Origin of the sequence: Lentisalinibacter orientalis (assembly GCF_040706535.1) — a bacterium.
GTDB classification, from domain to species: domain Bacteria; phylum Pseudomonadota; class Gammaproteobacteria; order Steroidobacterales; family Woeseiaceae; genus Lentisalinibacter; species Lentisalinibacter orientalis.
Genome location: NZ_JAPDRJ010000001.1, coordinates 1,896,567 through 1,909,740 on the forward strand (window position 1 = coordinate 1,896,567; position 13,174 = coordinate 1,909,740).

The 13,174-nt window shown below is 70.4% G+C and carries 14 protein-coding genes; 9 read left to right on the plus strand and 5 right to left on the minus strand.

Features of this window, described 5'->3' with window-relative positions:
- Positions 1-3: 3 nt before the first annotated feature.
- Entirely contained in the window at positions 4-1,524 is a 1,521-nt protein-coding gene (locus ACJMK0_RS08365) for a CoA-acylating methylmalonate-semialdehyde dehydrogenase (RefSeq protein WP_405237308.1), read from the plus strand.
- Between the two features lie 63 nt (positions 1,525-1,587).
- Here ACJMK0_RS08365 and ACJMK0_RS08370 read toward each other — a convergent pair whose 3' ends face one another.
- Positions 1,588-2,439 carry a MurR/RpiR family transcriptional regulator gene (locus tag ACJMK0_RS08370; protein ID WP_405237310.1) on the minus strand — a complete coding sequence of 284 codons (852 nt, stop codon included), beginning with the start codon at positions 2,437-2,439 and terminating at the stop codon, positions 1,588-1,590.
- A gap of 92 nt (positions 2,440-2,531) precedes the next feature.
- Here ACJMK0_RS08370 and zwf point away from each other — a divergent pair, with 92 nt between their 5' ends.
- From zwf to ACJMK0_RS08395, 5 genes are all read left to right on the plus strand, one after another.
- Positions 2,532-4,004 carry a glucose-6-phosphate dehydrogenase gene (zwf, locus tag ACJMK0_RS08375; RefSeq protein WP_405237312.1) on the plus strand — a complete coding sequence of 491 codons (1,473 nt, stop codon included), beginning with the start codon at positions 2,532-2,534 and terminating at the stop codon, positions 4,002-4,004.
- Positions 4,005-4,012: 8 nt separating this feature from the next.
- Positions 4,013-4,762 carry a 6-phosphogluconolactonase gene (gene pgl / locus ACJMK0_RS08380; protein ID WP_405237314.1) on the plus strand — a complete coding sequence of 250 codons (750 nt, stop codon included), beginning with the start codon at positions 4,013-4,015 and terminating at the stop codon, positions 4,760-4,762.
- 33 nt (positions 4,763-4,795) lie between these two features.
- Entirely contained in the window at positions 4,796-6,613 is a 1,818-nt protein-coding gene (gene edd, locus ACJMK0_RS08385) for a phosphogluconate dehydratase (protein WP_405237316.1), read from the plus strand.
- The gene (gene eda / locus ACJMK0_RS08390) at positions 6,613-7,245 is read left to right on the plus strand and encodes a bifunctional 4-hydroxy-2-oxoglutarate aldolase/2-dehydro-3-deoxy-phosphogluconate aldolase (protein WP_405237318.1); all 633 of its coding nucleotides are present in this window, start codon (positions 6,613-6,615) and stop codon (positions 7,243-7,245) included. The genes edd and eda overlap by 1 nt, the downstream gene beginning before the upstream one ends.
- Positions 7,246-7,385: 140 nt before the next feature.
- Positions 7,386-8,312, plus strand: coding sequence for a methylenetetrahydrofolate reductase (locus ACJMK0_RS08395; protein WP_405237320.1), 927 nt, complete (start codon positions 7,386-7,388; stop codon positions 8,310-8,312).
- Here ACJMK0_RS08395 and trxA read toward each other — a convergent pair.
- From trxA to ACJMK0_RS08415, 4 genes are all read right to left on the minus strand, one after another.
- Complete coding sequence (gene trxA / locus ACJMK0_RS08400; RefSeq protein WP_405231865.1) at positions 8,279-8,611, minus strand: thioredoxin; 333 nt, start codon at positions 8,609-8,611, stop codon at positions 8,279-8,281. The genes ACJMK0_RS08395 and trxA overlap by 34 nt on opposite strands.
- Before the next feature lie 98 nt (positions 8,612-8,709).
- Positions 8,710-9,183 (minus strand): DUF3299 domain-containing protein, encoded by a 474-nt coding sequence (locus ACJMK0_RS08405; RefSeq protein ID WP_405237322.1) that lies wholly within the window; start codon positions 9,181-9,183, stop codon positions 8,710-8,712.
- 8 nt (positions 9,184-9,191) lie between these two features.
- The gene (locus ACJMK0_RS08410) at positions 9,192-10,469 is read right to left on the minus strand and encodes an ABC transporter permease (RefSeq protein ID WP_405237324.1); all 1,278 of its coding nucleotides are present in this window, start codon (positions 10,467-10,469) and stop codon (positions 9,192-9,194) included.
- Positions 10,466-11,179, minus strand: coding sequence for an ABC transporter ATP-binding protein (locus ACJMK0_RS08415; RefSeq protein WP_405237929.1), 714 nt, complete (start codon positions 11,177-11,179; stop codon positions 10,466-10,468). Before ACJMK0_RS08415 ends, ACJMK0_RS08410 begins: the two co-directional genes overlap by 4 nt.
- 133 nt (positions 11,180-11,312) lie before the next feature.
- On the opposite strand from ACJMK0_RS08415, the gene ACJMK0_RS08420 reads away from it, so the two are divergent.
- From ACJMK0_RS08420 to ACJMK0_RS08430, 3 genes are read left to right on the plus strand one after another with little or no spacing between them, the layout of a single operon-like run.
- Complete coding sequence (locus ACJMK0_RS08420) at positions 11,313-11,879, plus strand: SRPBCC family protein (protein WP_405237326.1); 567 nt, start codon at positions 11,313-11,315, stop codon at positions 11,877-11,879.
- Between the two features lie 5 nt (positions 11,880-11,884).
- Entirely contained in the window at positions 11,885-12,358 is a 474-nt protein-coding gene (locus ACJMK0_RS08425) for a (2Fe-2S)-binding protein (protein WP_405237328.1), read from the plus strand.
- Between the two features lies 1 nt (position 12,359).
- Entirely contained in the window at positions 12,360-13,154 is a 795-nt protein-coding gene (locus ACJMK0_RS08430; RefSeq protein ID WP_405237330.1) for an FAD binding domain-containing protein, read from the plus strand.
- The last annotated feature ends 20 nt before the right edge of the window (positions 13,155-13,174 follow it).

Here is a 13,174-nt window from a genome sequence, read left to right on the forward strand (position 1 = left end):
GACATGGCGACAGAAGCGAGGGATATCGACCGGCTGCCGGAGCTCGGCCACTGGATCGCCGGCGGGCGCAACCACGGCACCGGCGAGCGCAGCGGCGTGGTCCACGACCCGGCCACGGGCGAGACGACGAAGCGGGTGTGCTATGCGAGCGCCGCCGATGTGGACACGGCGGTGGCCGCGGCCAGGGAGGCCCTGCCGGCCTGGGCGGCGACGCCGGTGCTGAAGCGGGCCCGGGTGATGTTCCGCTTCAAGGAACTGATCGAGTCCCATCGCGACGAACTGGCCGCGCTGATCACCGCCGAGCACGGCAAGGTGCTGTCCGACGCCGCCGGCGAAGTGCAGCGCGGCCTGGAGGTGGTGGAGTTCGCCTGTGGCATCCCCCAGCTGCTGAAGGGCGACTACAGCGCCCAGGTGGGCACCGGCGTCGACAGCTACTCCATGCGCCAGCCGCTCGGCGTCTGCGCCGGCATCACGCCGTTCAACTTTCCGGCCATGGTGCCGATGTGGATGTTCCCGCTGGCGATCGCGTGCGGCAACGCCTTCGTGCTCAAGCCCTCCGAGCGCAATCCCTCGTGCTCCCTGCGGCTTGCCGAGCTGCTGGATGAGGCGGGCCTGCCGCCGGGCATCTTCAGCGTGGTCAACGGCGACCGCGAGGCGGTGGATGCGCTGCTCACCCATCCGGACGTCGCCGCGGTGAGCTTCGTCGGCTCCACCCCGGTGGCCGAACACGTCTACCGCACCGCCGCCGAGGCCGGCAAGCGGGTGCAGGCGCTCGGCGGCGCCAAGAATCACCTGGTGGTGATGCCGGACGCGGACATGGAGCAGACCGCCGACGCGCTGATCGGCTCCGCCTACGGCTCGGCCGGCGAGCGCTGCATGGCGATCTCGGTGGCGGTCACGGTCGGCGATGCGGCCGAACCGCTGCTCGAGAAGCTGTTGCCGAAGATCGAGCAGCTGCGGGTGGCGCCCGGCACCGAGCCGGATGCCGACATGGGACCGCTGATCACGGCGGAGCACCGGGACCGTGTGCGCTCCTACGTGGACCTGGGCGTGGAGGAGGGGGCGACCCTCGTAGTCGACGGCCGCCGGCATCCGCTGGCGGAGGAATCCGGTTACTTCCTCGGGCCCTGTCTGTTCGATCACGTGCGCCCGGGCATGCGCATCCACCAGGAGGAGATCTTCGGGCCGGTGCTGGTCATGATCCGGGCGGAGGACTTCGACGAGGCACTGGCCATCGTGAACGGCCACGAGTACGGCAACGGCACGGCCATCTTCACCCGCGACGGCGATGCCGCGCGGGAATACGCCGCCCGCATCCAGGTGGGCATGGTGGGCGTGAACGTGCCCATCCCGGTGCCGCTCGCCTTCCACAGCTTCGGCGGCTGGAAGCGTTCCCTGTTCGGCGACATGGCCGTGCACGGGGAGGAGGGCGTGCGTTTCTACACCCGGCTGAAGACGGTGACCTCGCGCTGGCCCGGCGGCATCCGCGCCGGCGCGCAGTTCTCGATGCCGACGATGGAGTAGCGCGAAGCGCGGCTGGCGCGGCGCGGGAGGACACCCGTCCGACGGGTGGCGGACAGTACCCGTCTACGCGCGGCGGGGTACCGCCGCCGTCCCCTCGTCCGTGAGCGCCATCTTCGCGGCGCGCAGGTTGTCGGCGCCCGCCTCGCCGAGCCGCAGGGCCAGGGCGACCTGGACGGCGTCCAGGATCGCCAGTTGCGCGAGCCTGGATTCCATGGGGGTGTAGAGGCTCGTGTCCTCGCTGGAATGACTCTCCAGGATGTAGCCGGCTGCCCGCCCCAGATCGGACGCGGCTCGGGTCACGGCGACCACCGCGGCACCGCGCTCCCGGCACAGGGCCGCCGCGCGGATCAGTTCGCCCTGCGCGCCGGTATGCGAGACGCAGACGAAGACGTCCTGCGGGTCCGCGATGGCGGCGCTCTGCAGGATGGTGGGGCCGTCGGTGGCCACGGCGCAGGGTATGCCGAGGCGGAAGAACTTCTGGCGCGCATCCCGCGCCACGTAGCCCGACGCGCCGAGCCCGGCGAAGACGATCTGGCGCGCTTTCGCCATCGCCTCCACGATCTCCGCGATCGGCATCAGGCCGACGCTGTCGCGCAGCCCCATGAGTGTTCCCACGGCGCTGTCGATCACCTTGCCGACCGCGTCGGCGGCCGAGTCGTCCGGCAGTACCCCGCGGTGCACGTAATCGGCAGGGCGGCCGAGGGACTCTGCCAGGCGGATCCTGAGTTCGCGAAAACCGCCCAGCCCCAGGCGCCGGCAGAAGCGCACCACGGTCGGTTCGCTGGTGCCGGCGCCGGCGGCGACCTCGGACAGCGTCGCCTCGAGGCCCTGCCGCGGATGGTCGAGCAGCCAGCGGCCCACCCGCGCCTCGGCGGGGCTCAGCGTGGGCAGCAGATGTTCGATTCGCGCCAGCATGTAGTAAAATTACAATAATTCTGAGATAATATCCACGGATTCCCGGGCAATAATCAGTCCGACGTAGCATAACTACAAATTGTGGGAGCAGAATGGCCAGGTTCATACCGGTCGAACCCTTCGACCTGATCATATTCGGCGGTGCGGGCGATCTGTCCCTGCGCAAGCTGCTGCCGGCGCTCTACCACCGCGATCGGGACGGGCAGATCCCCGCCGACAGCCGGGTGATCGCGCTGGGTCGAAGCCCCATGAGCGACGAGGACTACCTCGGCCGCGTGGAGGAGGCACTGCGCGAGAATCTCGGCGAGGGCGAGTTCGACGACGAGCAATGGCGGTCTTTCTGCTCGCGGCTGACGTACACGGTGGCCGATGCCCTCGAATACGAGAGCTGGGGTTCGCTGTGTGAGCTGCTGCAGGGCCGGGACGACCGGACGCGCGTCTTCTACCTGGCCACCGCGCCGTCGCTGTTCGGCGGCATCGCCCAGGGCATCCGGGCGAACGGCCTGATCACGGAGGCTGGCCGCATCGTGCTGGAGAAGCCCGTGGGCCACGACTACGAGTCGGCCCGCGGCATCAACGACAGCGTGGGCGAGTGCTTCCCCGAGGACCGGATATTCCGCATCGACCACTACCTCGGCAAGGAGACCGTCCAGAACCTGCTCGCCCTGCGCTTCGCCAATTCGCTGTTCGAGCCGCTGTGGCGCCGTGGCGAAGTGGACCACGTCCAGATCACCGTGGCGGAGCAGCTGGGCGTGGAGGGCCGCATCGAGTTCTACGACCAGATCGGCGCGCTGCGGGACATGGTGCAGAACCACATCATGCAGCTCCTGTGTCTGGTGGCCATGGAGGCGCCCGCCAGCCTGCATCACGATGCGGTGCGCGACGAGAAGCTGAAGGTGCTGCGCGCCCTGAAACCGATCACCGGCGCCGACGTTAAACGCTACACCGTGCGGGGGCAGTACTCCGCCGGGGCCATCGACGGCGTCGCCGTGCCCGGCTATCGGGACGGTCTGGATTCCGCGGAGAGCCTCACCGAGACATTCACCGCACTGAAGGTCGAGATCGAGAACTGGCGCTGGTCCACCGTGCCGTTCTATATCCGCACCGGCAAACGCCTGAAGGCCAAGCACTCGGAGATCACCATGCAGTTCTCCCACGTGCCGCATTCCATCTTCCCGGAGAACCGGTTCGACATCCTGCCGAATCGTCTGACCATCCGGCTGCAGCCGGACGAGGGCGTGAAGCTCTCGGTCATGGCGAAGGAACCGGGCCCGGGCGGCTTCGACCTGCGCTCCGTCTCCCTGGACCTGAGCTTCGAGGAGACCTTCGGCATCCGCTATCCGGACGCTTACGAACGGCTGCTGATGGAGGTGCTGCGCGGCAACCCGGCCCTGTTCATGCGCCGCGACGAGGTGGAGGCGGCCTGGCGCTGGATCGACGGCATCATCGCCGGCTGGGAGGAGGTCAGGCAGCCGGTGGAGACGTACGTCGCCGGCACCTGGGGGCCGATCGGCTCGGCCAATCTCCTGGACCGCGACGGCCGCTGCTGGTACCCGAACACATGAATGCACACATGAATGTACAGACGAAGGCACAGATGAAGGCAGAGAAGATCGTGACCGCCCGGCGTCCCATCGAAGAGATCTACTCCCAGCGCGAGATGGCCTCCGCCATCGCGGCGGAACGCATCGCCAGCGCGCTGCGGCGGCGGCTGGCGGCCGGCGGCGAAGCCGTGCTGGTCTGCAGCGGCGGCACCACGCCGGGACGCTGCTACGACGCGTTGTCGGCCGCGCGCCTGGACTGGTCACGCGTCCGGGTCACGCTGAGCGACGAGCGCTGGGTGTCCGCCGGTGACGCGGCGAGCAACGAGCGCCTGGTCCGCGACCGGCTCCTGCGGGGAGAGGCGCGTGAGGCGGACTTCGTGCCCCTCTACCGGGAGGGAATGTCGCCGGAGCAGGGCTGCGAGGCCCTGATCGCGGACGCCGACACCGGCCGCCTGCCGCGGCCATTCGCCTGTTCGCTGCTCGGCATGGGCGAGGACGGCCATTTCGCCTCCCTGTTCCCGGACAGCGCCGCGCTGGCGGCGGGCCTCGACCCGGCCGGCGACTCGCTCTGCCTGCCGGTCGTCACGGCGGCCAGCGAGCTGCCGCGCGTCACCCTCACGCTCGCGCCGCTGGCCGAGAGCGAAGAGATCGTCCTGCTGATCTTCGGCGAGAAGAAGTGGGCGGTCTACGAGCGCGCCAGGGACGGCGACACCAGCCTGCCCGTGGCTGCGCTGCTGGCGTCCGCGTCGACCCCGGTGCGGGTCGTCTGGGCGCCCTGACTCACCACGGATAACCACGCAGGGACAGTACACATGCATCCAACCGTAGAGACCGTCACCGAACGCATCCGCGAACGCAGCGCCGATTCGCGCGGCCGCTACCTGGAGAAAATCCGGGCGGCCGCTGACCGGGGCCCGACGCGCAGCGCGGTGTCGTGCAGCAACCTCGCCCACGGCATCGCCGCGTTCAGCGACGAGGACAAGAGCCGGCTGACGAGCGACGAGACGCCGAACATCGCGATTGTCTCCGCCTACAACGACATGCTGAGCGCCCACCAGCCGCTGGAGACCTTCCCGCGGCTGATCAAGGAGGCGGCCACTGAGGCCGGTGCCGTCGCCCAGTTCGCCGGCGGGGTACCGGCGATGTGCGACGGCGTCACCCAGGGCCAGCACGGCATGGACCTGTCGCTGTTCAGCCGCGACGTCATCGCGCTGTCCACGGCGGTGGCGCTCTCCCACGATCTGTTCGACGGTGCGCTGTGCCTGGGGGTCTGCGACAAGATCATCCCGGGACTCGTGATCGGCGCGCTGTCCTTCGGCCACCTGCCCGTCCTGTTCGTGCCGGCGGGGCCGATGGTGTCCGGCCTGTCGAACAAGGAGAAGGCCCGCGTGCGCGAGCAGTATGCGGCCGGCGAGGTCGGGCGCGAGGAGCTGCTGGCGGCCGAGTCCGCCGCCTATCACGGGCCCGGCACCTGCACCTTCTACGGCACCGCCAACAGCAACCAGATGCTGATGGAGTTCATGGGCATGCAGCTGCCCGGCGGCTCCTTCGTCAACCCCGGCACGCCGCTGCGGGATGCGCTCACACGTGAGGCCGTCCGCCGGGTGATCGCCCTGACCCGTCCGGCCGGCGGCTACACGCCGCTCGGCCACATACTGGACGAGAAGAGTCTGGTGAACGGCATCGTGGGCCTGCTGGCCACCGGCGGCTCGACCAACCACACCATGCATCTGGTGGCGATCGCCGCGGCGGCCGGCATCCGCATCGACTGGGACGATTTCGCCGAACTCTCCCGGGCGGTGCCGCTGCTGGCCCGGGTGTATCCGAACGGCGTCGCCGACGTGAATCATTTCCACGCCGCCGGCGGACTCGGTTTCGTCATGAGCGAGCTGCTGGAGGCCGGGCTGCTGCACGAGGACGTCACCACCATCATGGGCCGGGGCCTGTCCGGATTCTGCCGCGAGCCCTTCCTGGAGGACGGCAACCTGCAGTGGCGCGGCGCCACCCGCCGGTCCCACGACACCGAGATCGTGCGGCCGTGCAGCGAGGCCTTCGACAGGGAGGGCGGCCTGCGCCTGGTGCAGGGTAATCTCGGCCGCGCCATCGTGAAGGTCTCCGCCGTGGACCCGGAACACTACCGCATCGAGGCGCCGGCCCGGGTGTTCCAGACCCAGGAGGCCTTCATCGGCGCATTCAAGGCCGGCCTGCTGGATGGCGATTTCGTCGCCGTGGTCCCCTGGCAGGGCGCCAGCGCCAACGGCATGCCGGAGCTGCACAAACTGACGCCTTACCTGGGCGTGCTGCAGAACCGGGGTCACCGGGTCGCACTCCTCACCGACGGCCGCATGTCCGGCGCTTCCGGCAAGGTGCTGGCCGCCATCCAGCTCACCCCGGAGGCGCTCGGCGGCGGTCCCGTCGGCCTGGTGCGGGACGGCGATACCGTGCTCATCGATGCCGATGCCGGCGTGCTGTCGGTGCAGGTGCCCGAGGGCGAGCTGACCGACCGGCCCGCCGTCGAAGCCGATCTCTCCGCTCATCACGTCGGCCTCGGCCGTGAGCTGTTCGGCGTCTTCCGCCGCGGCGTCAACGGCGCGGAGAACGGCGCCACCATCTTCACGGACCTGGGCTGATGGCCGGCTCGGCGAGCGACATCCGCACGCTCCTCGGCGGCACCCGGGTGGTCCCGGTGATCGTGCTGGAGGATGCCGGGCAGGCGGTGGAGCTGGCGCGGACGCTGTGCGCGGCGGGCCTGCCGGTGCTGGAGATCACCCTGCGCACCGATGCCGCGGCGGAAGCCATACGGCGCATCGCCGCCGAGGTGCCCGAGGCCGTGGTCGGCGCCGGCAGCGTGCGCAGTGCCGCGCATCTGCGTCAGTGCGTGGAGGCCGGCGCGCAGTTCGCAGTCAGTCCCGGCGCCAGTCCCGGACTGCTCGACGCCGCGGACGACGCCGAGGTGCCCCTCGTGCCGGGCGCCGCGACGGCCAGCGAGGTGATGCGACTGCTGGAGCGGGGCTACATCCTGCAGAAGTTCTTTCCCGCCGAAGGCGCCGGCGGCACCGCCATGCTGAAAGCGCTGGGCGCGCCGCTGCCGGAGGCCCGCTTCTTTCCGACCGGCGGCATCACCGAGGCCCTGGCACGGGAGTACCTCGCGCTGCCGAACGTCGACTGCGTGGGCGGTTCCTGGATCGCGCCGCCGGCGCTGCTGGCGGCCGGCGACTTCGAGGCGATCGGCCGGCTGGCCTCGGCGGCCGCCGCACTCTGACGAAGAGCCGTCCGGCCGGCGGCGGCCTCTCATGCCGGAGCCGCCGTGGATATCGTCGCTGCAGGGCGGTACTCTTCCCCGCGGCCGCATCCTCCCGGCCGCAGTGAGTCACGAAAACCCTTATGGTTACGGAATCCGTCATGCCAGCGCTGCGCGACCGAATCGCGAGCGGCGCGTTCGTCGTCACCGCCGAGATCACGCCGCCCCGCGGGCCGGATACCGGCCGTCTGCTGCGCGAGGCGGGTGAGCTGGCGCAGGCCGTGGATGCCATCAACGTCACGGATGGTGCCGGCGCCAACGTGCGGATGTCGAGCATCGCCGCGGCAGCGATACTGAAACGGGCCGGCTACGAACCCATCGCCCAGGCGACCTGCCGGGACCGCAACCGGATCGCGCTGCAGAGCGACCTCATCGGCGCGGCCGCGCTCGGCATCGACAACGTGCTGGTGCTGACCGGCGATTCCGTGGCAGCCGGCGACCACCCGGACGCCACGCCGGTATTCGACCTGGATTCCCGGGCGCTGCTGAAGGCGCTCGCCGCGCTGCGCGACGAAGGCGTCACGCTGTCGGGCAAACCGGTGTCGCCCCGCCCGCCGTTCCTGCTGGGCGCGGCCGACGTGTGCCTGGATCCGGATTCGCCGGACTGGTCGGCGGAGCCGCTGCTCGCGAAGGTCCGGGCGGGCGCCGGCTTCGTCCAGTCACAATACTGCTTCGACGCCGAGCGCATGCGCCGCCACGTCGGCAGGCTGCGCGACGCGGGCCTGCCCGCGGCGGTGCCTTATCTGGTGGGTCTGGGGCCGCTGCGCTCCGCGCGCGTCGCCCGCTGGATGGCGGAAACGCTGTGGGGCACGGTCATGCCCGCGGAACTCCTGCGGCGCATGGAGCAGGCCGCCGACCCGGAAGAGACGGGGATCGACATCTGCGCCGAACTTCTGGCGGCTGCGGCCGCCATACCCGGCATCGACGGCGCCCACCTGATGGCGCCGGGCCACCAGGCAGGCATCGTCGAGGCCGTGCGGCGCTCGGGCGCGGCTCAGGCGGCGGCGGAGTCGAGCACGCGGGCGTAGTCGCCCTTGGGGCGCACGCCGATCAGCGTCTCCTGCACCTGGCCGTCCTTGAACAGCATCACCGTGGGGATGGAGCGTATGCCGTAGCGCATCGCCACCTGCTGGGCGGAGTCCACGTCCAGCTTGGCCACGGTCACCTTGTCTTCATACTCGTCGGCGAGCTGCTCGATGATGGGCCCGAGCATGCGGCAGGGGCCGCACCACTCCGCCCAGAAATCCACGAGCACGGGCTTGTCGGAATCCAGCACCTTCTGCTGGAAATCACTGTCGCCGACTTCGATCAGTTTGTCGCTGGCCATGGAGAACTCCTGTGGTTGGCTATCCTGTGTGGCGGTCCCGATCGCCGGTTGCGCCTCCTGTGCGTCGAGATGGGGCGGGCGCCGGGGGATTCAAGGTCTCAGTAATTGTACTTGCTGATGCGGTCCGCCCGCATGGTGTAGTGGCTGTCGGCCACCTCGCTCGAGTATTCCTCCACGTGCAGAGTACCCTCGATCCAGTAGGGCTGCTGCAGCGAGACCAGGTTGAACGGTTCCTCGAGGGTGACGTAGACCAGCTGGTTCGGCGGCGGCGGCGGTACGTGGATGCAGGCGCCGAAGTACGGCACCAGCAGGAATTCGCTGATGAGGCCGCCCTCGTCGGACTCCAGCGGCACGATGAAGCCCGGCAGCTGCACCGTGCGCCCGTCCAGGGCCAGTACCGGCGCGCTGGAGGTCACGGCCAGCGGGTCGCTCGACGTCTTCGCCGGCACCATCTCCTCCCAGGTGAGCTTCGGGGCGTCCTGTGCCGTGGCTGCGGCGGCAAGCAGGAGGATTGCCAGGACGGCCGTGAGTCGGCGGGCCGGTCGCAGGTCGGGCCTCACAGGCAGGCTCATAGACAGGCTCATAGGCGAATGGTCATCCCGTCGGCCAGCGAGTTGCGGTAGGCGCGCCACGCGGGCAGGGCGCCGAGGCCGAGTCCCGCCGCCGTGACGACGGCGACGACCACGGCCTCCGCGCTGCCGGGCCAGACGCTCTCGAGCAGGATACCGGTGCGGGCCTGGACGGGCGAGGCGAGCGCGCCCAGCACCGCCGTTTTCAGCACGACCCCGAGCAGGGCCCCGGCGAGCGCCAGCAGCCCGGCCTCGGAGACCAGCAGCAGGAAGATCTGGCGCGGGCGAGCGCCCACCGAGCGCAGGATGGCCATCTCCCGCCGGCGTTCGTTCAGCGTGCCGAGGATGGCCACCAGCATGCCGACCAGGCCGGTGAGCACCGCCAGGGCACCGACCGCGAGCAGGGCATTCTCGGCCACGCCGATCACCGACCAGAGCTCGAACAGGGCGACGGCCGGAATGACCGCGGTGAGCGGCTCGCCCTCGTACTCGTTGATGGTCCGCTGCAGCCGCAGCACCTGCACCCGGGACTCGAGGCCGAGCAGGAATGCCGTAATGTCGGCCGACTCGCCGGGCTCCGCGTGTGCGCCGTGACCGTGACCGTGGTCGTCCGCCGGCGCCGGCGCGAAGGACGGCGTCGCTGTCTCGTGGACGCGGTCGAGGGTCGCGAGGCTCACGTAGACCGCCCGGTCGGCGACGGTCCCGGTCGGCGCCAGTATCCCGGTGACTGTGACCGGGTGGCGGTCGTGCTTCAGGAAGCTGGTGGCGCCCAGCCCGTGGGCGATGACGATCTGGTCGCCCACGTGGTGGCCGAGTTCCCGTGCCGCCGTCGCGCCGAGCACCGCCTCCGCCCCTGCGCCGAAGACGCGGCCGGCCGTCAGCTCGAGGCGCCGGTCGCGGCCGTAGCGGAAATGCCGGAAGTAGGCGTCCGTGGTGCCGACCACGGCATGGCCCCGGTAGGAATCCCCCAGGCTGAGCGGGATGCTCCAGTCCACGCCCGGCGCCGCGGCGTAGCGCTCGTAGCTCTGCCACGAGACGGTGTTGGTGGGCTGGCCGATGCGGAACACGGCGTACAGCAGCAGGTTGACGCCGCTGGTGCGCGGCCCCACGAGCAGGTCCGTGCCCGAGATGGTGCTGGCGAAACTCTGCCGCGCGCTCTCCCGCATCTCCTGGACGCCCAGCACCAGCAGCACGCTGAGCGCCACCGCACAGCAGGTCAGGGCGGCGCTGGTGCGCCTCGATGCGATGCTGCGCAGCGCGAGCCGCGCGATGGGAAAGCGGGCGCTCACGGCGCGCCTCCGGTCAGCTCGCGCATGGGGATGACCCGGTCGAACAGCGGCTCCAGCGAGCGCTCGTGGCTGACCATGATCAGCGTGGCATCCACACGCTCACATTCTTCCTGCAGCAGGGCGAGGAAGGCCGCGCGACTGTCCTCGTCGAGTGCCGAGGTGGGCTCGTCGGCGATCACGATCTCAGGGTTGCCGATGAGCGCCCGGGCCGCCGCCACCCGCTGCTGCTGCCCGATGCTGAGTCGCGCGGCGGAAGCGGCAGCCGCGTCCGGCAGTCCGAGCTCGGCGAGCAGGCGCTGCGCCGCGGCTTCCTCGCTGCCGTCGCTCGCCCGCGCGCGGGCGAGGCGCCGGGCGGAGAAGCGGCAGGGCAGCAGCACGTTGTCGAGTACCGGGAGATAGGGCAGCAGGTTGAAAAGCTGAAAGATGATGCCCAGGTGCTCTGCCCGGAAGCGGTCCCGTTCGGCCCCCCGCAGCGCAGAGAGATCCGTGCCGAGCAGCGATACCGTGCCCGTCACAGGTGTGAGGATGCCGGCGAAGAGATTCAGGAGCGTCGACTTGCCGGAGCCGCTGGCGCCGCGGATGAGCACCTTCTCGCCGGGCGCGATCGCCAGCGCGGGGATATCCAGCAGCGGCTCGGACGGCCGCCAGCCGAAGCGGAGGCCGGTGGCCGCAAGCACCGGCAGCGGACCGTTTTGCGTCGCGTCGTGCATCATCTGGGGGAAACGGGTACTCGCCGGCGCGGGGCGCCGGCGCGAGGTGTCGTCTGCGCGAATAGTATACTAAGCTCTGCGGCGGTAACGACCACAATGATCCTGGTAACAGCGGCAGCAACGTGAGCAAGGCGTGGACATAAAGGGAGAATACAGGATCGCCAACACCCGGGATCGGGTGTGGCTGGCGCTGAACGACCCGGAGGTCCTCAGGCGCTGCATCCCGGGCTGCGAGTCCCTGGAAAGGGTCTCCGACGAGGAGATGCAGGCGAAGGTGATGGCCGCCATCGGGCCGGTGAAGTCGCGCTTCAACACCACGCTGACGCTGGAGGATCTGAACCCGCCGGCGAGTTACCGCCTCGTCGGCGTCAGCAAGGGCGGCGCGGCCGGTTTCGGCAAGGGCGCGGCCGACGTCGAATTGGTGGAGGACGGCGAGATCACCGTGCTGCGTTACGCCGCTCAGTTCAAGGTGGGCGGCAAGCTCGCGCAGGTGGGCTCGCGTCTGGTGCTGGGCGCCACGAAGAAGACCGCCGACGATTTCTTCGCCAACTTCTCCCGCGAGCTCGACCCGGGCGCGACGAAGATCGAGGTGGAGGAGGCCGAGCCGTCGGGCGCCCCCCGCCTCGGGGGCAGGACCGCCTGGGCGGTGGCGGGGGCCGCCGCGGTCCTGGTGCTGCTGTGGCTGCTGTTCGGCCGGTAGGAACCATGCATAAAGTCGAATTCGAACTGAACGGAGAGCCGGTGAGCCTCGAGGTGGAGGCTCGCACGCTGCTGGTCGATGCCCTGCGCGGCGGCCTTGGCAAGACGGGCACCCACGTCGGCTGCGACACCAGCCAGTGCGGCGCCTGCGTGGTGCACCTGGACGGCCGCTCCGTGAAGAGCTGCTCACTGCTGGCGGTGCAGGCCGCCGGACGCCGGGTCACTACCATCGAGGGCGTCGGCGCCGACGGCGGGCTGCATCCGCTGCAGGCCGCCTTCCGCGAGCACCACGGGCTGCAATGCGGTTACTGCACGCCCGGCATGATCATGAGCGCGCTGGATCTTCTGCGGACCAACCCGGACCCGGACGACGCGGAGATCCGCGAATGGCTCGAGGGCAACCTCTGCCGCTGCACCGGTTATCACGGCATCGTGCGCGCGGTGCGTGCGGCCGCCGCCGAGATGCGGGGGCAGGGCTGAGATGTACGATTTCGAGTATCACCGTGCGGGCAGCGTGGACGAGGCGGCGGAGCGCCTCGGCGCGAACAGCGAGGCGAAAGTGCTGGCCGGCGGCATGACGCTGCTGCCCACGATGAAGCTGCGACTCGCCCAGCCCGACGTGCTGGTGGATCTCGGCGGCGTGGAGGAACTGCGCGGCGTCAGCGGCAGCGACCCGGTGGTGATCGGCGCCATGACCACCCATGGCGAGGTGGCGGCGTCGGCGGAGGTGGCCGGCCACATCCCCGCGCTGGCGGCGCTGGCGGCCGGCATCGGCGACGCCCAGGTGCGCAACCGGGGCACCATCGGCGGCTCGCTGGCCAACAGCGATCCGGCGGCGGACTATCCGGCGGCGGTGCTGGGCCTGGGCGCGACCATCCGCACGAACCGGCGCCGCATCCCCGCCGAGCAATACTTCCGCGGCATGTTCGAGACGGCGCTGGAACCGGAGGAGATCATCGTCTCGGTGAGCTTCCCGAAGCCGGCCCGCGCCGGTTATGCGAAATTCGCCAATCCGGCCTCCCGCTACGCCGTCGTCGGCGTCTTCGTGGCGGACACCGCCGACGGGCTGCGGGTGGCCGTCACCGGCGCCGGGCCCTGCGTGTTCCGCGTCGCCGAGATGGAGGCGGCGCTCAGCCGGGACTTCTCGCCCGACGCCCTGGCCGGCATCGAGGTGCCCGCCGACGAACTGAACGAGGATCTGCACGCCAGCGCCGAATACCGCGCCCACCTGATCGGCGTGATGGCGCGGAGAGCGGTTGCCGCCGCCCGTGGCTGAGGGCTCCGGTCAGCCGGTGC

Coding starts and splice junctions, on each gene's coding strand:
- eda (WP_405237318.1), top strand. CDS start 6,613: ATGGCCGGCTCGGCGAGCGACATCCGCACGCTCCTCGGCGGCACCCGG.
- ACJMK0_RS08430 (WP_405237330.1), top strand. CDS start 12,360: ATGTACGATTTCGAGTATCACCGTGCGGGCAGCGTGGACGAGGCGGCG.
- ACJMK0_RS08405 (WP_405237322.1), bottom strand. CDS start 9,183: ATGAGCCTGCCTGTGAGGCCCGACCTGCGACCGGCCCGCCGACTCACG.
- trxA (WP_405231865.1), bottom strand. CDS start 8,611: ATGGCCAGCGACAAACTGATCGAAGTCGGCGACAGTGATTTCCAGCAG.
- pgl (WP_405237314.1), top strand. CDS start 4,013: ATGAATGTACAGACGAAGGCACAGATGAAGGCAGAGAAGATCGTGACC.
- edd (WP_405237316.1), top strand. CDS start 4,796: ATGCATCCAACCGTAGAGACCGTCACCGAACGCATCCGCGAACGCAGC.
- ACJMK0_RS08365 (WP_405237308.1), top strand. CDS start 4: ATGGCGACAGAAGCGAGGGATATCGACCGGCTGCCGGAGCTCGGCCAC.
- ACJMK0_RS08425 (WP_405237328.1), top strand. CDS start 11,885: ATGCATAAAGTCGAATTCGAACTGAACGGAGAGCCGGTGAGCCTCGAG.
- zwf (WP_405237312.1), top strand. CDS start 2,532: ATGGCCAGGTTCATACCGGTCGAACCCTTCGACCTGATCATATTCGGC.
- ACJMK0_RS08415 (WP_405237929.1), bottom strand. CDS start 11,179: ATGCACGACGCGACGCAAAACGGTCCGCTGCCGGTGCTTGCGGCCACC.
- ACJMK0_RS08395 (WP_405237320.1), top strand. CDS start 7,386: ATGCCAGCGCTGCGCGACCGAATCGCGAGCGGCGCGTTCGTCGTCACC.
- ACJMK0_RS08370 (WP_405237310.1), bottom strand. CDS start 2,439: ATGCTGGCGCGAATCGAACATCTGCTGCCCACGCTGAGCCCCGCCGAG.